Source organism: Stieleria sp. JC731 (assembly GCF_020966635.1).
Taxonomy (GTDB): Bacteria; Planctomycetota; Planctomycetia; order Pirellulales; family Pirellulaceae; genus Stieleria.
This window is the reverse complement of sequence record NZ_JAJKFQ010000002.1, coordinates 363,390-383,948: the sequence shown is the minus strand read 5'-3', so window position 1 is coordinate 383,948 and position 20,559 is coordinate 363,390. Positions and strand designations below refer to the sequence as shown.

The 20,559-nt window shown below is 55.1% G+C and carries 17 protein-coding genes; 4 read left to right on the top strand and 13 right to left on the bottom strand.

All coding sequences use genetic code 11. The features are described from left to right. Position 1: 1 nt before the first annotated feature. Both LOC67_RS07185 and LOC67_RS07180 read right to left on the bottom strand, forming a co-directional pair. Complete coding sequence (locus tag LOC67_RS07185; RefSeq protein WP_230261852.1) at positions 2-655, bottom strand: LuxR C-terminal-related transcriptional regulator; 654 nt, start codon at positions 653-655, stop codon at positions 2-4. 532 nt (positions 656-1,187) lie between these two features. Further along, positions 1,188-1,409 (bottom strand): hypothetical protein, encoded by a 222-nt coding sequence (locus tag LOC67_RS07180; protein WP_230261851.1) that lies wholly within the window; start codon positions 1,407-1,409, stop codon positions 1,188-1,190. Between the two features lie 297 nt (positions 1,410-1,706). Between LOC67_RS07180 and LOC67_RS07175 the strand changes: the two genes are divergently transcribed. The 3 genes from LOC67_RS07175 (at position 1,707) to LOC67_RS07165 (ending at position 7,188) form a co-directional block, all read left to right on the top strand. Further along, entirely contained in the window at positions 1,707-5,681 is a 3,975-nt protein-coding gene (locus LOC67_RS07175; RefSeq protein WP_230261850.1) for a CheR family methyltransferase, read from the top strand. A 64-nt stretch (positions 5,682-5,745) separates the two neighbouring features. After that, positions 5,746-5,952 (top strand): hypothetical protein, encoded by a 207-nt coding sequence (locus tag LOC67_RS07170; RefSeq protein WP_230261849.1) that lies wholly within the window; start codon positions 5,746-5,748, stop codon positions 5,950-5,952. 462 nt (positions 5,953-6,414) lie between these two features. Then, entirely contained in the window at positions 6,415-7,188 is a 774-nt protein-coding gene (locus LOC67_RS07165; protein WP_261366790.1) for a response regulator, read from the top strand. Between the two features lie 257 nt (positions 7,189-7,445). On the opposite strand, the gene fabF is transcribed toward LOC67_RS07165, so the two are convergent. The 10 genes from fabF to LOC67_RS07115 form a co-directional block, all read right to left on the bottom strand. Beyond that, positions 7,446-8,738, bottom strand: a complete 1,293-nt coding sequence (gene fabF / locus LOC67_RS07160; RefSeq protein WP_230261847.1) for a beta-ketoacyl-ACP synthase II — start codon at positions 8,736-8,738, stop codon at positions 7,446-7,448. A 140-nt stretch (positions 8,739-8,878) separates the two neighbouring features. Further along, positions 8,879-9,124: an acyl carrier protein gene (locus tag LOC67_RS07155; protein ID WP_094418769.1), complete on the bottom strand. Its 246-nt coding sequence runs from the start codon at positions 9,122-9,124 to the stop codon at positions 8,879-8,881. A 220-nt stretch (positions 9,125-9,344) separates the two neighbouring features. Further along, on the bottom strand, positions 9,345-10,103 hold the full coding sequence (gene fabG, locus LOC67_RS07150) for a 3-oxoacyl-[acyl-carrier-protein] reductase (RefSeq protein WP_410001121.1): 759 nt from the start codon (positions 10,101-10,103) through the stop codon (positions 9,345-9,347). 34 nt (positions 10,104-10,137) lie between these two features. Next, positions 10,138-11,061 (bottom strand): ACP S-malonyltransferase, encoded by a 924-nt coding sequence (gene fabD / locus LOC67_RS07145; RefSeq protein WP_230261845.1) that lies wholly within the window; start codon positions 11,059-11,061, stop codon positions 10,138-10,140. A 342-nt stretch (positions 11,062-11,403) separates the two neighbouring features. Continuing rightward, complete coding sequence (rpmF, locus tag LOC67_RS07140; protein WP_230261844.1) at positions 11,404-11,586, bottom strand: 50S ribosomal protein L32; 183 nt, start codon at positions 11,584-11,586, stop codon at positions 11,404-11,406. Between the two features lie 330 nt (positions 11,587-11,916). Continuing rightward, positions 11,917-12,945 carry a class I SAM-dependent methyltransferase gene (locus tag LOC67_RS07135; protein ID WP_230261843.1) on the bottom strand — a complete coding sequence of 343 codons (1,029 nt, stop codon included), beginning with the start codon at positions 12,943-12,945 and terminating at the stop codon, positions 11,917-11,919. 2 nt (positions 12,946-12,947) lie between these two features. Next, the gene (gene aroF, locus LOC67_RS07130) at positions 12,948-13,955 is read right to left on the bottom strand and encodes a 3-deoxy-7-phosphoheptulonate synthase (protein WP_230261842.1); all 1,008 of its coding nucleotides are present in this window, start codon (positions 13,953-13,955) and stop codon (positions 12,948-12,950) included. 330 nt (positions 13,956-14,285) lie between these two features. Next, on the bottom strand, positions 14,286-16,220 hold the full coding sequence (locus LOC67_RS07125; RefSeq protein WP_230261841.1) for a c-type cytochrome domain-containing protein: 1,935 nt from the start codon (positions 16,218-16,220) through the stop codon (positions 14,286-14,288). Positions 16,221-16,474: 254 nt separating this feature from the next. After that, positions 16,475-17,461: a UDP-glucose 4-epimerase GalE gene (gene galE / locus LOC67_RS07120; RefSeq protein WP_230261840.1), complete on the bottom strand. Its 987-nt coding sequence runs from the start codon at positions 17,459-17,461 to the stop codon at positions 16,475-16,477. A gap of 239 nt (positions 17,462-17,700) precedes the next feature. Next, entirely contained in the window at positions 17,701-17,928 is a 228-nt protein-coding gene (locus LOC67_RS07115) for a hypothetical protein (protein ID WP_230261839.1), read from the bottom strand. 45 nt (positions 17,929-17,973) lie between these two features. Between LOC67_RS07115 and xerD the strand changes: the two genes are divergently transcribed. Further along, positions 17,974-18,900, top strand: a complete 927-nt coding sequence (gene xerD / locus LOC67_RS07110; protein ID WP_230261838.1) for a site-specific tyrosine recombinase XerD — start codon at positions 17,974-17,976, stop codon at positions 18,898-18,900. A gap of 443 nt (positions 18,901-19,343) precedes the next feature. Here the strand turns inward: xerD and LOC67_RS07105 are convergent, their stop codons facing one another. Continuing rightward, positions 19,344-20,555, bottom strand: coding sequence for a serine hydrolase domain-containing protein (locus tag LOC67_RS07105; RefSeq protein ID WP_230261837.1), 1,212 nt, complete (start codon positions 20,553-20,555; stop codon positions 19,344-19,346). Positions 20,556-20,559: the final 4 nt, after the last annotated feature.

Here is a 20,559-nt window from a genome sequence, read left to right as displayed (position 1 = left end):
ATTAGCTGTCTTCTAGTGAGACGATCCAGCGTGTTGCGTAGTGCAAAAGCTCGGACGTCGAGGCGAGTTCGAGCTTGTTCTTGATCCGCTCACGGTAAAAGTCGACTGTCTTTGTTTTGACACCCATCTGTTCGGCAATCAACTTGGTCGAACAGCCTTGGCCAATCAGTTCAAACACCGACAGTTCACGCTTTGATAGCGTTGAGATCTCTTGGAAGAGAGTTAGTGACTTCGTTGACGTAGGAGTTGCTTCAGGGTCTTCGAGATCCGGTGAGACATAGGTATTGCCATCAAGGATGGTTTGGATAGCAAGGTCAATGTTGGTGTCGGACTCTTGTTTGCCAATGTAGCCATGGGCCCCATGGGCGATGCAGCGATATGCAAAGAGGTGGGCATCTCGCATCGACGAGACTAAAATTTTTAAGTTTGGGCGAACGAGTTTTGCGCGTGCGATGAACTCCAGGCCGCTGCCGTCAGGCAGGCCTAAATCGACGATCGCAAAGTCGAATTCAGTGGTCTCTAGGGCGTTCATTCCCTCTGCAAGCGACCCGACCGTGGAAACAATTTCCCAGTCGTCGTGTTGGCTGATCGCGGCCTTGATGCCAAGGCGGATCAGTTTGTGGTCATCAAGGACCATGAATCGCGTTTTTGACATGCTGCAATGTTTTTAAAAAATGTCGTCATGCGGTAACTCTCCTACAGACCGCAGCTCATGCGGTTGGCAGAATCCCCCCCGCTTGCACGCCTCCGCGACGTACGCTTCATCTGATAACGAGCAACCAGGATCAAAATCCAAAGAGACAAACAGTTGCGGGAGCGCTGCCCCAGCTCCATTGTCAGCTGTTTATGCCTCCACAGGCTTGTTGCCCCGCCTGTGGAGGCTTTTTATACATACTCCAGTTGCTGAGATGGGTCTAGCTATCAGCCGATTTGACGTATCGTTTTGGAACTGATTCTTGATTCAGTCGGTTGCTCTATCTCGCACAGGCTAGACCGGTTCGGCAAACTGCAACGCGCGGCCGCTTTCTTACGATCTGTGATTGCAGCAGTCACTGGGCGAGACGCAGTCACTGGGCGAGACTTAGCGTTTGGGATCGGGAGGATGTCTGCACCGGTAGCACAGCTTCGCGCGGCACGGACATTCACGCGAAGGAGATTGCGGCAATCGAGACGCTTCTGCAGTTTGGTCACTGTCTTGGCGCTCGAAAAATTCGACTGCTGGCAAGTTTCGAGATAGCTTCACCCATCTGGACGTAAATCTCGTGAAGCTCATCTGGCGCGAGCTGTTCTGGGTTTGCGACCAGCGAGTGGCCAACTTTCAAGGCTTGGATGTGATCACGTAGTTCGTGGACTTCGTCACTGGTTAGCCAGATGCCACGATCTGCCGATTCATTGTCTTTTTCTGTCATCTTCCTCCATTCGTCTCCAATCGAGCGCCCCGGAGTGACGATTCTACCGTGCTAGCTCAAAACGGTGAACGCACCTTTCAGGTGTACGCGCATTCCAAGATAGGAGTTCGCCTCCAGTTTTAGGTGGTAAAAACGATCTCAAATGTGCCACAAGTTGTGCACGGCAACTCACTCGTGGTAGCATTTCGCGATCTGCAGAAAGGTACGGCAAGCTTTTTGGCACCAATCTTTTTGCGCTAATCCTATTTTCTTCAAACTAGGCAATCGATTTTCTTCGGTTTATGGGGTCGCTTGCGGATGCCTGATTCTGATGAGTGTTACATCGTAGGAATCGGCGCCTCCGCCGGGGGATTGTCGGCATTGGAAGATTTTTTCCATGCGGCGGATCCTTCAGCACCGCTTGCCTATGTGGTGATTCAGCACCTGTCACCCGATTTTAAGAGCGTGATGGATCAGCTCTTGTCCCGAAAAACCAAGCTGCCGGTGCAGGTGATCGAAGATGGGATGGAGGTGCTGCCTCACCAAGTCTATCTGATGCCCGCCAAGAAAGAGGCGATCGTCAGTGGCGGAAGGCTTCGGTTGACCGATCGATCGGAACAGGACCAATTGAGTTTTCCGATCGATTACTTTCTGCGCTCCCTGGCCCAGGACGCCGGTTCACGGGCGATTGCGGTGATTTTGTCGGGGACCGGTTCGGATGGATCCCGCGGCATCCGCGAGATTCACAAATGTGGTGGTTTGGTGGTCTCGCAAAGTGACCCCAGTTTCGATGGGATGCCGCATAGCGCTATCGCAACCGGAGTGGTTGATATCGAGTTACCCGCGACCAGAATCGCACAAGCTTTGGTGCGGCACGCGATGGATTCTGAGGAAGACTTGGAAGCATTTTTAGCCCAGCCAAGCCAAGGAAACGAACCGTTGGCGATGGTTCTCGAGCACCTCAATGTGCGTTACGGAATCAACTTCGCGAACTATCGAACGTCGATGATGAAACGTCGGTTGACCCGTCGATTGGAAGTCACCGGACATGAGGACTTGGCGTCCTACGCACAATGGGCCGTCGGATCGACGGACGAACTCGAATCGCTTTATCACGACCTGTTGATTGGTGTCACGCGATTTTTTCGCGACACCGAAGTGTTTTCGTATCTCGAAGCGAACGTGATCCCGCGACTTGCTAGCCGAGTTGAGGGGCAGCAGGAACTTCGCATTTGGGTTGCCGGTTGTGGCACGGGTGAAGAGGCTTACTCGATCGCGATCTTGATAGCCGAGCATCTCGAGAAGTTGGGGCTGGAACGCGAGGTGCGGATCTTTGCATCCGACGTTCACGAAAAGTCTCTTGCCGCGGCCAGCCAAGGTATCTACTCAGAGAATCGCCTCACCGGCATCTCACCTGAGCGTCTAGAGCGATTCTTCATTCGCAGGAATGGAAATTACCAAGTATCGCCGTTGCTTCGGAAAATGGTGGTGTTCTCGCCACACAACATTTTGCGAGATGCGCCGTTCACCAAAATCGATTTTATCTCGTGCCGGAACCTATTGATCTATCTCACGCCTCCGGCTCAGCGAAAGGTCCTGGGGCTGTTTCACTTTGGATTGCGCCGCGACGGTTTTCTGTTGCTAGGTGGCAGCGAAAATATCGGTGACCTCGAAGATGTCTTTCGGGTGACTGATGAATCGAGCAACTTGTTTACAAAATGCCGTGATCGGTTCCCGAGTAAAGCTTTTGAGCTTCAGACGCCCATTGGTGGCGACCGCCGTGTGCAGCCGCAGCGAGAGGACTCGTCAGGGTTCTTAAGCACACGGTCGATGCTGAAGACTTACGATCAGCTGCTCGATCAGTTCATTCCACCTTCGATCTTGGTCAACGGCAATCGAGAGATCCTGCATACGTTTGCAAAGGCCGGGCGGTACCTGCAGTTCAGTTCCGGACGCCCCACCAAAGACGTGTTGACACTGCTTCACCCGGATTTGGCATCAGTTGTTGCTAATTCGCTTCGGCAGTCGGAGAAGACCGGCAATAAGGTCGTCGCATCGAGCGTTGAATGTCGGACCGAAATCGGCATGACCAACATTTCTGTCTCAGTGCAGCCGATACGCCCTGATGGATCGACGATCCAGTGGCTGGTTCAGTTCGACGATTCGTCGGAAATACCGGCAAGGCTGGTTGCAACCGAAGAACTTGAGATTTCAAACGAGACTCGTGAGCTTGGCGATTTGCGACGCGAGTTGGATTTCACAAAAGAGAGCTTGCAAACCACGATCGAGGAATTGCAAGCGACCAACGAAGAATTGCAAAGCGCGAATGAGGAGTTGGTTTCGTCGAATGAAGAGTTGCAAAGCACCAACGAGGAATTGCACAGCGTCAACGAGGAACTGTACACGGTAAACTCGGAACACCAGCGGAAGATCACCGAGCTAACCGAGCTGACAAACGACATCAACAACCTGCTCAACGGCAGCGATGTGCATCAGTTGTTTCTCGATCGTGAATTGGGCATCCGTCGATTCACGACCGGCGCTGCCGCAATATTTAATCTGATTCCGCAGGATATCGGTCGACGGTTCGACAACTTTTCACACCGTATCAAGCACGACACGCTCGATAGCGATATCGAGGCGGTCATCGCCAAGGGAAAGCCAAAAGAGTTCGAAGTTCGCGATGACGTCCATGAAACCTGGTACCTGATGCGGATTCGTCCGTATGTGGCTCCCAACGGAATCGATGGGATTGTTTTGACGCTGGTCGATATCACGTCACTGAAAGTCGCTCAAGCTCGATTGCAAGAACTGAGCGAGATTGTCGAGCATACCGACGACGCGATTTACCGAGTCGACCTGGATGGGGCAATCCGCACTTGGAACCTTGGTGCAACCAGGCTGTTCGGCTACGAAAGCAAGGACGTGATCGGTCGGCGGGATGGGATCCTGACACCGGACAACCTTAGCGATGAAGCGTCGGGCTATTTGCAGCGGATTCGTAATGGTTTGTCTGTCGATCGGGTCGAGACGATCCGCTGCCGCAAGAATGGCGACAGGTTTGACGTCTCTTTGACCATTTCGCCCATTCAAAATCACAACGGCGATATCGATGGGGCTTCGATTATCGCACGTGATATCACTCAGCAGCGTCGTGCCGAATCAGAAATTCGTCGCGCCGTGCAGCAACGAGATCAGTTCCTGGCGACTCTATCGCATGAATTGCGAAATCCGTTCGCGGCGATTCTTAATGCGTGCACGTTGCTTCGCGATGAAAACATCGATCCCGATAGCGAGCAGGAAGCTCGCGAGGTCATGGAGGCTCAGCTTCAGCACATCGCGTTACTGCTGGATGACTTGCTGGACGTCGCCCGTTTTACAAACGGCAAGCTGATGATCCGAAAGCGTCCGTTGGACGTGACGAAGCTAACCGGGACGATTCTCGACTGTGTCCAGCACCGTTTCGATAGCTCCAATCAGACGCTGCACGTTCAGGTTGATGACGAGCCGATTTATGTTCTTGCCGATGCGGGACGGTTGCAGCAAGCCCAAGTCAATCTGCTGGTCAACGCCAGTCGCTACAGTCCGTCACGCCGGGCTATTTGGTACAGCGTCGGTCGAGATGGAGACCAAGCTGTCGTGACCGTCCGGGATGAAGGCGAAGGGATCTCCGCAAGCCTTCTGCCTTCGATCTTCGAGCCCTTTGTTCAGTCTGAGCAGGCAATCCATCGGACCCAAGGCGGTATGGGCTTGGGACTACCGATCGTCAAGGCGATCACCGATGCACATGGCGGCACTGTTGAAGCGCACAGTCCAGGACCGAACCGTGGAAGTGAATTCATATTGCGGTTCCCGCTAACCGATCAGCGTCCGCAGGTCTCCGTTGATGCGACGGAAGAGCCGATCGCAGGCATACGGGTTTTGCTTGTCGAAGACAACGACGGCATTCGACGGATGCTGGCTCGATCGTTACAGCTGAAAGGCTTTCACGTGATCACTGCCGCGAATGGACGATCAGGCTTGCGTGAAGTCGATCGAGAAGAACCTGATGTTGCTGTCGTTGATATCGGGTTGCCCGACGTCGATGGCTACGAGTTTGCAAAGTTAATCCGTTCGGATCGGCGCCATAAGGGTTTGGTGATGATTGCGGTGACAGGCTATGGGCGTGATGAGGATCGTGTTCAAGCGGAGGAAGCCGGTTTTGATTTGCACCTCGTCAAGCCAGTCGATCCACAGCGTTTGATCGAAGCGATCACCAAGTGTTGTAAGCTTCGCGAGCAGGCGAAGGATTAAGATCCACCGGTCTCTATAGCAAAGACAATCGTTGGTTAGGTGTAGTCCGTGTGATGGGATGCGGGTGTCTCGACAACGATCTTTGTTCATCGGTGACGCATTGTTCACTCGGTCTTTCTTAAAACTGGCATTGATAGAACCGCATGACGGTTCGCTTACGCGGTTGCTGAACGCCTATCTTTTTAAAGGCACATGTGAAGGACGATTGCAGTATCGTCCTTGTATTTCGTTGACCTCCAAAGTCGCTGTGACTGCGACCTTGGATTTGTGAAAATCGACGCCGCAATCTCCGTGAGTGATCAACGGTTTATTGCGGTTAATTTCTCAGCGAAAGCATGTGCGTGGGTACGCGAATCCCTGGTGTGATCCTGAGCTATGTGTGTGCGTTCAGTCGAAGTTTGTTTCCTAACGACGCACTGAAAATGCGGAATGCCTGTTCGTTTGCATCGCTATTGCTGGCAGAGTGGCGCCAATCGAGACGGATTGTCTGATTTGGGGTGCACCAAAAGTGTGCGGATATGTTCTACATACAGGGCGGGGGTTCGCCGGATTTACGGTTGTTCACGCCGTCGGTTGTCCGACAGGTTGAGTGTAAGAAAAAAACCCACAATTCTAAACCATTGGTGGGATTTCTTTGTTGACTGGCGATTGGCAATTCGTATGTTGAATTTACTCAATTTCCGCATTCTGGGGGGCAATTCGGCCATCACAGGGGCGACGGGGCAAAACCAATATGTTAGTACTCACACGACGGACCGATGATCAGGTGACTTTTCCAGAGGTGGGCATTAGCCTTCACTTCTTGAAAGTTCGTGCTGGTCAGGCGCGCATAGGGATCGATGCGCCAAAGAACATCTCGATCATTCGAGGTGAATTGCGTTCGGGGGAATCGATCGATTCCGACTCACTTCCGAACCGTTTTCAGTTGCAGTGTCTTCCACCTGCGGCGCGGCATGCCATTCGAAACGATCTACAGCAGATCAGCGTCGGTATGCATCTGTATCGCGAGTTGATCGCGGCTGGGCAAATCGACGAGGCGGAATCAACGTTCCGCGATATCGATGATGCTCTGGCCCGTCTGAATGATTGTCAGTGGCTGAAGCGACAGAAAGAAGCTGAGCCGACCAAAGATGTTTCTATCGCGTTGGTCGAAGACGATCGAAATGAGCGTGAGTTGCTCGCAGGTCTACTGCGGCTGAAAGGCTATCGCGTTCAAGGCTACCAGGACGGTTTGTCCGCACTGGAGAATATGTCGTCCACTGCACCACCAAATATCATTCTGGTGGACATGTTGATGCCTGTTTGTGACGGCGCCCAAACGGTGCGGACGATCCGGCAAAACCATCGGTTTGACGACTCGGCGATTTTCGTTGTCAGTGGCATGAATCCAGAGGCCAGCGAGCTGAGTGTCGGATCAGGTGGCGCGGATCACTGGTTCTGCAAACCGCTGAACCCCGAATGCCTGATCGATGCGATCGAGAATCGCATCCGAACTTTGGATAACTAGTTCAGGCCTGCCCAAGTGTACCCGGCACGCTCCGCCGTGCCGATTCATCTCTGCAGCCGCCACTCGGCAATCCATGCCCGGCATCACAGGGACTGTGATGGGAACTATCAAAAAAGTACCCGGCACGCTCCGCGGTGCCGCTTCGGATTGCCGCTTCGGATCTGAACCACCACCCGGCAATCCATGCCCGGCATCACAGGGACTGTGATGGGTACTTTCTATAAAGCACCCGGTTACGATCGGCTTAAGCGAAGCACTTAGCCTTCGTATTTGCCGACAACCACACAGGCGTTGTGGCCGCCGAAGCCAAAGCTGTTGCTCATCGCAATTTTCACAGGCTTGGAAGCCGCTTCATTTGCGGTGTAATCCAAATCGCATTCTGGGTCTGGGTTATCCAGGTTAATTGTCGGTGCGATTGTTTGCGTTTCGAGCGTCTTGCACAGGATGACTGCTTCGATACCGCCACTCGCACCAAGTGAGTGACCGATTGAGCTTTTCGTGCTGCTGACGGTGGTTTTGTAGGCGTGATCGCCAAAGACTCGCTTAATCGCTTTCGTTTCAGCGATGTCGCCCAGTGGGGTGCTTGTGCCGTGTGCGTTGATGTAGTCGATCGCTGTTGGGTCGACCTCGGCATCGGCAAGTGCTGCCGTCATCGCGGCGGCTGCCCCGACGCCTTCTGGATCGGGTGCGGTGATGTGGCCGGCGTCACTGGTCGTTCCGTAGCCAAGGACTTCACCATAGATCTTCGCGCCACGTGCTAGGGCGTGGTTAAGTTCTTCGAACACCAGCACGCCGCTGCCTTCGCCGAGGACGAAGCCATCGCGGTCCTTGTCGAATGGTCGACTGGCCTTTGTAGGCTCGTCGTTTCGCATCGACAATGCTTTCATGTTTTGGAATGCGGCAAGTCCCATACGGGTCAGGGCCGCTTCGCTGCCGCCGGTGATGACGACATCGGTTTCGTTCAGGCGAATGCTGCGAAGTGCGTCACCCATCGCGTTGGTCGCACTCGCACATGCGGTCGCGACTGCATAGTTCGGGCCTTTCAGGCCGTAGGTGATCGAGATGTTCCCGCCGGCGGCGTTGACCATCATTTTGGGAACGGTGAATGGGCTGACGCGGGAAGGGCCCTTGGTCAGCATCCGTTCAATTTGGTTTTCGATTTCGATCAGTCCGCCAATGCCGCTGCCCAGGATGACACCACAGCGAGTTCGATCGAGCGAATCGAAGTCCAGCTTCGAATCGTTGATCGCCTGATAGCCAGCATGGACGGCGAATTGGGTGAACCGATCGAGCCGTTTTTCTTCGCGAGGATCGGTGATTCCTTCCAGCGAGAAGTCGTAAACTTCGCCAGCAAAATGGACCTTGTATTCGGTGGTATCGACCAAGGTGATCTTGCCGACGCCACTTTCACCTGCGGTAAGCCGCTGCCAAAACAGGGGCACTTCTGAGGCAAGTGGTGTGACGACACCGACACCGGTGATAACAACGCGACGTTCGCCTTTGTAGATATGCGGGGTGGTCGCTGAAGAATTGGATTCCTGGGCCATCATGCTGCCTGGAAGAAAGGAACCTTGGCGAGCAAGGTATCGCAAAGAAAAACATGAAACGTTGAATCGAAATCGGGCGATGCGCCAGCACTGCAATTAGCGGTGCGCATCGCCCGTCGCGGGTTATGATCGGCGCGAAAAACTTACGCGTCTTCGCCCCGTGCGTTTTCGATAAAGTCGACGGCTTCGCCAACCTTTTGGATCTTTTCGGCGGCTTCGTCAGGAATGCTGATGTTGAACTCTTCTTCGAGTTCCATCACCAATTCGACGGTGTCGAGCGAGTCAGCTCCGAGGTCGTTTACGAAAGAGGTTTCACGGGTGATTTTGTCTTTTTCGACGCCAAGCTGTTCAGCAACGATGTCGACCACGCGCTCTTCGACGGTAGCCATAAGCGATTCTCCAGTTTGTTATGTTCTTTAACAGGGAAGTTCGAATGGGAGGTGATGCGTTCAAGGGGACTTTTGGCGGATCGCCATGCCCGATTCAAACGCGGGTCAGCCGATGGAGCCCTACGACGCCTCGTTGATTCGCCGAAAAGATAGGTGATTCAAGCAAAAGACGTCAATATGCCGGGATTCACTTCGCCCAACATACACTCCGTGTATTGGTTTAGCCGGTCATTCCGCCGTCGACAACGATGGTCTGGCCCGAAATGTAGCCTGCATCCTTGGAAGCGAGGAACAGAACGGCAGCGGCAACGTCTTCGGGATTTCCGACGCGTTTGGCGGGAATCGTCTTTTTGACTTCTTCCAGAATGGCTGCCGGAATCGCGTCAGTCATCTCGCTGGCGATGAATCCGGGGGCAACTGCGTTGACGGTGACGCCGCGATTGACCAGTTCTTTGCTCATGGTCCGGGTCATTCCGATCATTCCCGCTTTGCTGGCGGAGTAGTTCGCTTGGCCAGGGTTGCCCATCAGGCCTGAAATGCTGGCCATGTTGACGATCCGGCCGTATTTTTGGCGTCGCATCACGTTGGCGGCTGCACGGCAGCAAACGAAGCAGCTGGTCAGGTTGGTCGCAATCACGCTGTCCCACTCATCGTCGCTCATTCCACGCATCGTTTTGTCGCGTGTGATGCCGGCGTTGTTGACCAGGATGTCCAGGCGTCCGTGATCTGCAGCGACTTGCTTGATCGCGGCGTCAGTCGCTTCGCGGTCGGTCACGTCGCAGGAAAGGGCGATCGCTTTGCCGCCAGCGGCCTCGATCTCCTTGACGGTGTCGGCAAGCTTGTCAGCGTTTCGCGCCAAGCAGGCAACCGTGGCTCCGTTCATTCCCAAGGCAACCGCGACGGCTTTGCCAAGCCCCTGCGATGCTCCGGTCACGATCGCGACCTGTCCGGACAGGTCGGCTTTCAGTGTCATATCCATGGCGAATCAATCTCGTGTGTCAGGGGACCGGTGTTTATTCTTCGTCGCCGAAACCGTCGGTCGGAAGCTTTCGTTGAATGCGTTTCAGTGTTCCGCGGAGCACGCGTCCGGTGCCTGCTTCAAAAAAGCCGCCGATGCCATCGTCGACCATCCGGCGGATGGAGGCTTCCCATTGGACCGGTTCGGTCACTTGGCGGCTGAGCAGTCCGCGAATTTCGTCAGCTGACTGGTGCGGTTGTGCGTCGACGTTGCTGTAAACCGGGATTTGGGTGTCCGTGATTGGCATTTCCGCCAAGGCTTCGGTCAGCTTTTCAACAGCGGGTTGCATCAGCGAGGTGTGAAACGCGCCGGCAACGCTAAGGCGAATGACTTTCATCGCCTTGGCTTCAACAGCGGCGGGTTCCAGGCGGTCAAGTGCCGTGATGTGTCCAGAAACGGCGATGTTTCCTGGGCACAGTAGGTTTGCAGGGCGGAGCACTTCGTCGTCTTGGCGGACTTCTTCGCACAGTGCCGATAGCGTTTCCAGGTCCATGCCAATGACGCTCGCCATGCCGCTCTGGACAACATCTGCGGCCGCTTGCATTGCCTGGCCACGTCGCTGAACGAGCTTCAGTGCGTCTTCGAACTCCAGGCCACCGGCAAAGCAAACCGCCGTGTATTCGCCGAGGCTTAGCCCAGCCGCGGCGGTGACTTTCGCAAGCCGCTCTGGCTGTTCTTGTTGAAGCACCTTTGCCGCTGCGATTCCGACCGTGAATAGGGCGGGCTGGCTGAATTCGGTTTGGTCAAGTTTTTCGACCGGTCCGTTGTGGCAAAGGTCAGCTAAGTCATAGCCAAGCACTTCGCTAGCGCGGGTGAATAGGTCGCTCGCAATCGAGAAGTTTTCGCAGAGCCATTTGCCCATGCCGACCGATTGGGCACCCTGTCCGGGAAATAGAATCCCGACAGCATCGACGTCCATTTGTGAATTGCCACTAAGAGAAACGAAACTCGAATTCGCCGATGACTGACGCGTGACGCATCCACTGTCATCCAGGCTTCGGCTGGGGCCCTTAATCGAGCGTAACCTTCGTGGTACGGCAACCGTGGGGAGCTGAGCCGGATAAGACAGCTTGCTAGAGAGAGCCGCCGCGCTCGGTTGGCGTTGCCTGCGGTAAACGCAGTCGCGAACTCATGGCAGCAGCAAACCGCAAGACCGGACGCAGTGATTCTGCGTCGTCATGGCATATGGAACGCCGGCCGGATAGCGACTGGCGGCGTTGAACGCAATGAAGTGATTGAGGCCGATAGGCCGCAAGCGAGATTACTCTTCGCGAGGCTCGACCAAGGTACGGCCCATATAGAAGCCGCACTTAGGGCAAATCGTGTGCGTTGGCACCGAGCTGCTGCACTGTGGGCAGTAGCCGATTTGACGTTTTTTGACTCGGTCGTGGCTGCGGCGTTTACCGGTTCGACTGTTGCTGTGTTTTCGCTTTGGGACAGCCATGGCTGTGATTAATTAAAGGAGGAGACTTGGCGTCTGTTCTGTTCAATTTGGCCCAGCAATGTAGAAATCCAGGATCCACTTCGTCAATCCACGATTGACAGAAAGTCGATTCTTTGGCGGAGATCCGCTGCTGCCGATCGATCCATCTTCGGCAAAATAGCCCAATCGCGTGATCAAATCCGAAAATGCCCGCTCGAAGTCCCCAGGTGTTGGCCCTGAAGGGCTGTGTTCGGATGTCAGGCAGAGGGGGCTGTCAAAGGCTGATTTCTGGATCAGCCGATGGGCGTTAGCGCCGGTTTTCCGTGCGGCTGATATCAGTTGGAACATCCGCTATGGCTTTTGCGCCACCATCATCCCCAATCCCATCGGGCTGGCGGCCAAATAAGTGAACTGGATCCCGGTGAATCCCGCTGCAATCAGCATTTGCTGGCACTGCCTTAGGTCTCGAGCTCGGCCCGCTGTTGTGGCCAATCCGATGGTCAATCGGCCGAGTGATTCCTTTAGCGTCGCTTTTCCGGGGCCTTGGTATAGGTCTGGGATCGCAAGCTGCCCGCCTGAAACCAGCGATTGAAATGCCGTTTTTAGCAATCCAGCCGCTTCGTCATCGGAGAACGCCGACAGGTTTTGAGCGAGAATCGCGACGTCAAAAGAGTCCGATTCGGGGCTGGCGCTACGTGGATCGGATTCGATCGTGCTGAACCGATCGCCAAGCCCAATCGAATCTGCCGTGCTTTGGGCCGCTTCGATTTGACCGGCGAGGTCGATCGCAACGACGGTTGATTTCCCGTCACGATGAGCCATCGCACAGCTCCAGACGGCAGAGCCACAGCCGAGGTCCAGAATCCGAGTCCCCTGACTGCCTTCACCGCCGATATCCAGGATCTCGGCCGCTTGCATTGCGGCGGAAGTGTGGACCCACTGTGTCGCGGCCAAATCGGTTCGGAACTTTTCGACATCACCAAGTGAAGCCGACTTCGAATCGCTTTTGAGTTGCTCGGCAAGAGTTTCCAGCCGAGCGTCGCCAAGGTCTTCGTCGTATTGGCAAAGCAAATGGCCGGCACGAGCGAGCGCATAGTCATCGCCATACTGTTCGACGTAGCCAATCGCGACCAGTCCATCGAGAACCAGCTTCGCAATCGATTCGTTAAGCGACAGTGCTTCACAAAGCTCCGAAAGCGAGTGCTGTTTCTCTCGCAATTGGGCGGTGATGCCTGACTGACGCGCCGCACGCATCAGGTGCGCCGCACCGTTGATCTGCATCCATTCCTGGTATTGCTGAACGGTGCGGTCTCCGGCGCTACGAATTGACTGTGCCTGCTCGATCGGCTGTGATTTTTCGGCGGCTTGCTGGTCCGACATGACTAATCCTGGAGGGCTGCCAAAACCTTTTGGCAGCGGTTCATCGTTTTGGCAAATTCGTCGAAGGTTTGCGATTGGTAGCCATCGCTTAGTGCGTTCGGCGGATCAGGGTGAACCTCTAGGATGATGCCGTCTGCACCCGCTGCGACCGAGGCAACGCTCATGTCGTGAACCATGTAGGTGTGGCCGGTCCCGTGTGACGGGTCGATGATCACCGGCAGGTGGGTGCGGCGGTGCAGGTATGGAACGCTGGCTAGCGGCAGAGTGAATCGTGTATGTGATTCGAAGGTGCGGATGCCGCGTTCGCAAAGCATGACCTGCTCGTTTCCTTCGTTCAGGATGTACTCGGCGGCGAGCAGGAATTCATCCATCGTGGCGGAGGCACCGCGTTTTAGCAGCACAGGCTTTCCGCTTTGTCCGACGGCTTCAAGCAGTCGATAGTTTTGCATGTTGCGGGCGCCGATTTGCAAAACGTCGGCATAGTTGGCGACGAGTTCGACATCGGCGGTGCCCATCACTTCGGTGAAAACAGCCAGACCGGTTTCTTCGCGAGCTGCGGCCAACAGTTTCAGGCCTTCTTCTTTCATCCCCTGGAAGCTATACGGGCTGGTGCGGGGCTTGAACGCACCACCGCGCAGGCCTGTCGCACCGGCAGCTTTGACAGCGCGAGCGGTGGACATCAATTGTTCTTCGCTTTCGACGCTACAGGGTCCCGCGATGAAACCCACATTTCCGGCACCTGCGACGAAGTCCAGGATTTTGACTTCGCTGGGTTCTGGACGCACTTCGCGGCTGGCCATTTTGTAAGGGGCCGAAATCGGCGCCACGCCGCTGACACCGGGGCTGCTTTCGATTGAATCTTTAAAGTCCGAACGCTTGTCGCCGATCGCCGCAATCACGGTCCGTTCGGTACCGACGATCACGTTCGATTTCAGACCCATCGATTCAACTTTCTTGGCAACCGCTTCGATTTGTTCTTCGGTCGCGCTCTGCTCCATTATCACAATCATGGAATGATCCGGATGTCACCGGTGCTCTAGAGGGAGGTGTCAGGAAATGTGCCCACATGCTAGCTGGAACACGCTTTGTCCGATACTCGGTCAATTCGCTTATCTTGCGAAGGTTTATACCAACCCGCAGTCGAATTCCCGTAAGGAACGCACTGCGGTTGAGGTTCACCTATTCGCAGGGGCTGTAAACCCCTGCATTGTTTCCGGTATCAGAAACGGTTGGCACTCAAGAAAGCTCGCGGAAGTCCAACCCGATCACGATGCGGTTTTGCAGTGCCGTGATAGACCCGGCCGGACAGGGCCAGTTGCAAAGCAAGTTGGGCCCGTTGCCTAGCGAGCGTAGTTTAGAAACTGATCGATATAGACAGCCGGGGTGACACCGAACCCGCCGGTAAAGGCTTGTTCAAAGGGGCGTCCCTCGGCAAGAAATCGAAACGTGTTGTCCAGCATCTTTTTTCTGTTTCGATCAAGCATCGTCATGGCGAGTGCAGTTCCGAACGCATCTGCCTGTTCCGGTGTAAGACGGTTTTCCAGAAAGGCCTTGGCATCTTTCACCGAGGACGCGGCTTCTGCAATTTTGGTTCGCAGCTTTGCCTGTTCGTTTCGGCTTTTCGTCTGAATCGCTCGAGCCGACCCGATGCCTTCTGCAAACCAACGGGGGACATCAATCCCGCGGCTCGCAACCGCCAAGCTAATCACCGGGCTTTGCAAACGATTCTCGATCGCCTCTTCTTCTTCGCGTTCGGTCGCCACGGCCACAACATAGGCATCTTCACCATCGAATCGCCAGTGCGATGACCAGTCCGCAGGCACGCTGCGTTGTTCGGCCATCTTGGCGAATTCGCTGTAGTCGTAACGTTTGGGGAAAACAAAGATCGTTGCCTTGCCGTGGAAGTAATCTTCGCCCGACGACGCGCCTTTGACTTTCGCAACCGTTTTTGCAGTGGTGATGTGCTGCTCAGCGGACTTGCCGACCAGTTCCAGCGTCGCTTTAGAGCTGGGCCCGACAACGCGGAAGTGTTCGGTTTCGAATTCGGCGATCGGGCTGGTGCTGCCCGCCAGTTGTAGGTTTTCTTGAGCCAGTTCGGCTCGGCGTTTAGAGACGTCCGCGCTGCTGGCGTTGGCCACCCAGGCAAGCCTGGCGATGACTTTTAATGGTTGGCTTTCTTCGGCATCCAACGTCGCCCCTTCGTCGATCCATTTGCTGATCAACGCAATCGCATCGTCGGATAACGCGGGGCGTCCGACAGGCATCCGCGCACCATCGGCAGCTGTGCCGCGCAGCTTCTGCACGATCAAGCTCGCTTCGCCTCGTCCCGGTGTAATGACGGGACCGGTGTCCCCACCACGCATTAGCCGAGCGAACGTGTCCATCTGCAATCCGCCACGCGTTTGCATGGCATCGATATGACACCCGCTGCAATTGTCGACCAATAGCGGTGCGATATCGCTTGCGAAGCTGACGGTTTCTTTGCCCGTCGCCTTGGTAATCATCGGCGTGGGGGCCGGTGCAGGTGCGGGGGTGTTGTTGTTTGCCGAGATGGTCATGGATGGATCGGTGCCATCGAATTTTGCACCCTGGATGATCCAATCTTTCAGCGTTTTTAGTTCAGCAGGCGTCACTTGTCCGCCGCCTCGTGGCATGTCACCGGTTTCGATGGTTTCGATCAAACGGCTGCCGATCACATCGCCAGCGAAAACGACGACACCTTCGGGAGGGCCCTTCATCAGGGCTTGGTAACTGGCCAAGGAGAACCTTCCTTGGCTGCGGGTGACATGGCAACTGCCACACTTGTTTGCCAAGATCGGTGCGACGTCGTCTTTAAAGCTGACCAAGCCGGTCGGGCTGCTCCCCGGTGGCGTTGGGCTTCCGGGCGTCATTGGGCTGTCTGGATCAGCATTGTCGCTCATCGAATCGGCCGAGCTTTCCGGGATTCGAAAAGGCGGTACCGAGGCACCTTCGAGTTCCAGCATCGCATGCGTTTTGCGAATCATCTTTAGATGTGGCTCGATCGCTTCGTTCATGTCGGCGTTGTTCTGTTCGACAATCTTGCCAATCAAGTCCATCGCGCGACGGTAATCGTTTTCGGCCAGGTCTTTCTTGCCTTCGAACAAGCTTTTGTTGGCTTTGTTGATGACCATCGCAAGGTTGCGGACAATCGTTTGCTGGCGGCGATCTAGCTCCGCTGCAATGCTTGGGATCGATGGAAAGACGGTGACGGCTGCTAGGATGGCCGCACAGGTAATTTCCTTGAATCTTCGCATGGTCGAATATGTCAGCAGGGTCGAGAAGATTTGCTGGGCCAAGTCGGTTGGTTGGCCACCGGAAAAGCATGGTCGAAAGTTGCAGAACGCTGCGGTGCCAGCAGAAGCACTCGGCAGAGCCTTTGCAAACTAAACGCAGGCATTCGAGCCGTGGGCCCAAAAAAGTGTGCGGGCCCGAAAAGTCAGCTTGATGCGATGGGCAGCAAGCTGCGGCACTGATGTTGCTGGCGAAGGCCAGCGTCGATATTCGAAGCTTACTTCGATTGGTAACCCTGGGGGTGAGATTGGTGCCATTTCCAGGCCGTTTCCACCATGCGGCGGACATCGGTGTATTCGGGAACCCACCCAAGTAGCTCCCTGGCCAATGTCGCATCGGCAATCAATTCTGGCGGGTCACCGGCACGTCGTTGGCCGATCACTTCTGGAATGGGGTGGCCGGTGACTTCGCGGCACGCGTCAATGATCTCACGGACGCTGGTGCCGCGGCCTGTTCCCAAGTTCACGCAGATGCCTTTGCCTGGCTCGATTCGTTCAAGTGCCGCAAGGTGGGCGCGACCTAGATCTTCGACGTGGATGTAATCCCTGACGCAGGTCCCGTCGGGGGTCGCGTAGTCATCACCAAAGACGGTGATGTGTTCGCGTTGTCCCAAGGCGACTTGCAGGACAATCGGGATCAGGTGAGTCTCCGGATCATGATCTTCGCCGATCGTGCCGTCTGGGTGTGCCCCGGCGGCGTTGAAGTATCGCAGTGCCGCGTAGCCAAAGTCGTATGCGGCAGCGTAGTCCGCCAACGCTTGTTCAAAGACCAGCTTGGTAAAGCCGTAGGGGTTGATCGGCTGCTGCAATGTCGTTTCCGCGATCGGAATGACATCGGGTTCGCCGTAGGTTGCCGTGGTGCTGCTAAAGACAATCTTCTTGACGTCGGCTTCACGCATCGCGTCAAGTAGTTCCACCGCATCGATAACGTTGTTTCGGTAGTAAAGCGCCGGGTCGTTGACAGACTCGTTCACCAACGCAAACGCGGCGAAGTGCATCACCGCGTCAATCTTCTTGTCTTTCAAGACGCCGACCAACTTTTCGCGATCTGTCAGTTCGCCTTCCACCAGCAGTCCTTCTGGTACGGCTTCGCGATGGCCGCGTGACAGGTTGTCGTACACCGTTACCGAGTGGCCTGCATCGAGTAGCAATCGCACCGCATGCGAGCCGATGTACCCGGCACCGCCAACAACAAGAAGATTCATGATAATCCGTAAAGTCGATCGAGATTGTTTTTGCTGGAATCATGTCCCAGTCGATACCACTGGGCTACATGATAGGGCAGTTTAGATCAGCCCAAGAGGGTGAACGCTAGGGATTCAAGTTTGACTCGCTCAGATCCACAAGCGGCAGGCTGGGCAAACATTCAGACCACTACATGCGATACATCTCAACACTGGACAATTCATAATTCTTTCTTCAAACAAGTTTCAAAACCTGTCTGTCATCGGATCGGCGTGCCGATTGAATTTTGCAGCAGGATCCCTGTTTGCAGTAGGAGCCCTGTTTGCAGCAGAAGCTTTGTTTGCATCGGTATCGGTGGTTGCGCTTTGGTAGATCGCAGTTCGAGAAGCACCTGGTACTCTCGCGATAGCATTGCGAATGAAAAATCGGTTTGATACACCGCTTGTGATCCGCTGCCAATCTGTTCGCGAAGTAATGCACCAATCATCCAAAGCCGGTTCCAGTTGTGGCTAAACGCAAGACCAAGCTCCAGATGCTCAACGACGTCGGGCCTCCGGCGAAGCCGAGCTTATCAGCGGACTCGGTGCGAGATGATTTTCTGCGATACCTTCGCGGCGAATGTCACTTGGCAGAAAATACGATTGTCGCGTACGGTCGAGACTTAGCCCGGTTTATTGATTGGTTGGGCAATCGTCGTTTGGATGCGATTCGCGTTGGCGACCTGACGGACTTTATGGCGCGATTGCAAAGCTCTGATCTTGCCCCGGCATCAGTCTCGCGAGCAGTCGTCGCGGTTCGGACCTTTTTCAAGTACTTGCAGCTCGAAGGTGTTGTCGCCGAAAACCCCGCCGAGTTACTGGCGGCGCAAAAGCTTTGGCAGCGTGTTCCGGGTGTCCTTACGCAGCGCCAGGTGGATAGCTTTCTGAATGCACCACGCAAAGTCGACGCGTTTTGGCAACGTGACAAGGCAATGCTCGAAGTGCTTTATGCGACCGGCTGCCGTGCAAGTGAGGTTTGTACGTTGCGGTTGCAAGACCTTTCGTTTGATCAAAAGTATTTGAAGTGCACCGGTAAAGGTGGCAAGCAACGGATGGTTCCTATCGGTGGCCAAGCAATCGCGGCGATCAAAATCTATCTCGAAGAGTCGAGGACCGAACTGGCGTCAAAGCGAGAGAATAAACACGACGAGCTGTTCCTTTCTCGCAGCGGCCGGCCGCTGGATCGAATCCAGCTTTGGCGCTTGGTCAAGCACTACGCCCGTCGCGCCGGTATTGATAGTGATATCAGCCCGCACTCGTTAAGACACAGTTTCGCGACTCACTTGTTGGCCGGCGGGGCCGACTTGCGACAAGTCCAAGAGATGCTCGGGCACGCCAGTATTCAAACCACGCAGATCTATACGCACGTTGAACATTCAAGGCTGAAGAAAGTTCATCAGCAGTTTCACCCGCGAGCGTAGGGTGAAGGTTATCTCATTCAACCGTCGCTAGCGCGATGCGGCTCAGTGCACGTCTCCAACCTGAGCCGCAACGGCGCTAGCCGCGGTTACGTGAACCCGAGCACAATGCATCCCGAAAACAACCGTCGCTAACGCGATACGGCTCAGTGCACGTCTCCACCCTGAGCCGCAACGGCGCTAGCCGCGGTTACGTGAACCCGAGCACAATGCATCCCGAAAACAACCGTCGCTAACGCGATTCGGCTCAGTGCACTTCTCCACCCTGAGCCGCAAAGGCGCTAGCCGCGGTTACGTGAACCCAAACACAACGCACCCGAATCCAACCGTCGCTAACGCGATTCGGCTCAGTGCACGTCTCCAACCTGAGCCGCAAAGGCGCTAGCCGCGGTTGCATGAACCCAAACACATCACCCAAAAACAACCGTCGCTATCGCGGACACGATTCAGCGCACTTCCCCAAACTCATTTCCCAATTCTGTCGCGATCTGACCCGCCAACGTGTTCACGGAACCTTTGCCATCGGGGTACAGCCTGGAACTGAGAAACACGAATACCAGCTCTTTCACCGGGTCGATCCACAATACGGTTCCCGTAAACCCGCCGTGACCGAACGCACGTTTCGAAAACGACTCACCTCGGTTACGTGAATACGGTGATTGGTGATCCCATCCCATCGCGCGTGTGCCTCTTGGCAATTGTTCGGGAACGGGATGCGGCGTGATCATCCAATCGAATGTCGCTTGATCGAAGATCTTGGATTGTCCTTTCGACGCGGCCAGCATGTCACGTCCGAATTTCACCAAGTCGCCCGCGGACGAAAACAGCCCCGCATGTCCCGCAACACCACCCATCTTGAAGGAGCGTGGATCGTGCACTCGAGCGCAAATCCATTCGTCACCTTCGTTTTCCGTCGGCGCGATCCGAGAACGCAACGCTTCCGGTGGGTTGAACATCGTGTCTTGCATCGATAGAGGTTCAAAAATCGCTTTCGCCGCGAATCGATCGACCTCAACTCCGCTGACTCGTTTGATCAGTTGTCCCAAAACGATAAAGCCAACATCGGAATAAGCAAACTTCTCACCAGGCTTCGAACGCAAGCCAAGGTTGCAGATCTTCTGCCAGGCAATGTCGGGACCTTCCAAGTAATCCGCTAAGGCATTGTCCGGTGTTAATCCGCTGGTGTGCAGCAAGCACTGTTGGATCGTGATTTTCTGTTTTCCATTCCCATTGAACTCCGGCATGTATTGGCATACCGGGGCATTGGGATCGATCTTCTTGTCTTGATACAGCAATGCTACCGAAGTCGCCGTGGCAACCGACTTGGTGATTGAAGCGAGGTCGAAAATCGTCTCGGCTGACATCGGGACCTTCGTTGGCGTCAACCAGCGATTCCCGAATGTCGCTTGGTAATAAACCTGTTCGGTTCCTGCACAACACACCACGGCACCCGGCAGATCGCCCTTGGCAATGGCCTCCCGGACAAGCGTCTCGATTCGTTCATTGATCCCGTCCGGATTTGGCTGTTCCGCGTGAATGAGCGAAGCCGTTCCGCCCAGCATTGCCGCCAGTATCGTGCGTCGGTCGAGCATTGAATTGCGTAGGGGACCTGCCCAAGCGGTTGCTTGCGGGGCTTTGTTGCGACGGGCTTGAGGCATGGGA

Bases quoted from the DNA above. Each gene is read 5' to 3' on its own strand.
- LOC67_RS07185 (WP_230261852.1), bottom strand. From the start codon at position 655: ATGTCAAAAACGCGATTCATGGTCCTTGATGACCACAAACTGATCCGC.
- LOC67_RS07180 (WP_230261851.1), bottom strand. From the start codon at position 1,409: ATGACAGAAAAAGACAATGAATCGGCAGATCGTGGCATCTGGCTAACC.
- LOC67_RS07175 (WP_230261850.1), top strand. From the start codon at position 1,707: ATGCCTGATTCTGATGAGTGTTACATCGTAGGAATCGGCGCCTCCGCC.
- LOC67_RS07165 (WP_261366790.1), top strand. From the start codon at position 6,415: ATGTTAGTACTCACACGACGGACCGATGATCAGGTGACTTTTCCAGAG.
- fabF (WP_230261847.1), bottom strand. From the start codon at position 8,738: ATGATGGCCCAGGAATCCAATTCTTCAGCGACCACCCCGCATATCTAC.
- LOC67_RS07155 (WP_094418769.1), bottom strand. From the start codon at position 9,124: ATGGCTACCGTCGAAGAGCGCGTGGTCGACATCGTTGCTGAACAGCTT.
- fabG (WP_410001121.1), bottom strand. From the start codon at position 10,103: ATGGATATGACACTGAAAGCCGACCTGTCCGGACAGGTCGCGATCGTG.
- fabD (WP_230261845.1), bottom strand. From the start codon at position 11,061: ATGGACGTCGATGCTGTCGGGATTCTATTTCCCGGACAGGGTGCCCAA.
- rpmF (WP_230261844.1), bottom strand. From the start codon at position 11,586: ATGGCTGTCCCAAAGCGAAAACACAGCAACAGTCGAACCGGTAAACGC.
- LOC67_RS07135 (WP_230261843.1), bottom strand. From the start codon at position 12,945: ATGTCGGACCAGCAAGCCGCCGAAAAATCACAGCCGATCGAGCAGGCA.
- aroF (WP_230261842.1), bottom strand. From the start codon at position 13,955: ATGATTGTGATAATGGAGCAGAGCGCGACCGAAGAACAAATCGAAGCG.
- LOC67_RS07125 (WP_230261841.1), bottom strand. From the start codon at position 16,220: ATGCGAAGATTCAAGGAAATTACCTGTGCGGCCATCCTAGCAGCCGTC.
- galE (WP_230261840.1), bottom strand. From the start codon at position 17,461: ATGAATCTTCTTGTTGTTGGCGGTGCCGGGTACATCGGCTCGCATGCG.
- LOC67_RS07115 (WP_230261839.1), bottom strand. From the start codon at position 17,928: ATGATTGGTGCATTACTTCGCGAACAGATTGGCAGCGGATCACAAGCG.
- xerD (WP_230261838.1), top strand. From the start codon at position 17,974: ATGCTCAACGACGTCGGGCCTCCGGCGAAGCCGAGCTTATCAGCGGAC.
- LOC67_RS07105 (WP_230261837.1), bottom strand. From the start codon at position 20,555: ATGCCTCAAGCCCGTCGCAACAAAGCCCCGCAAGCAACCGCTTGGGCA.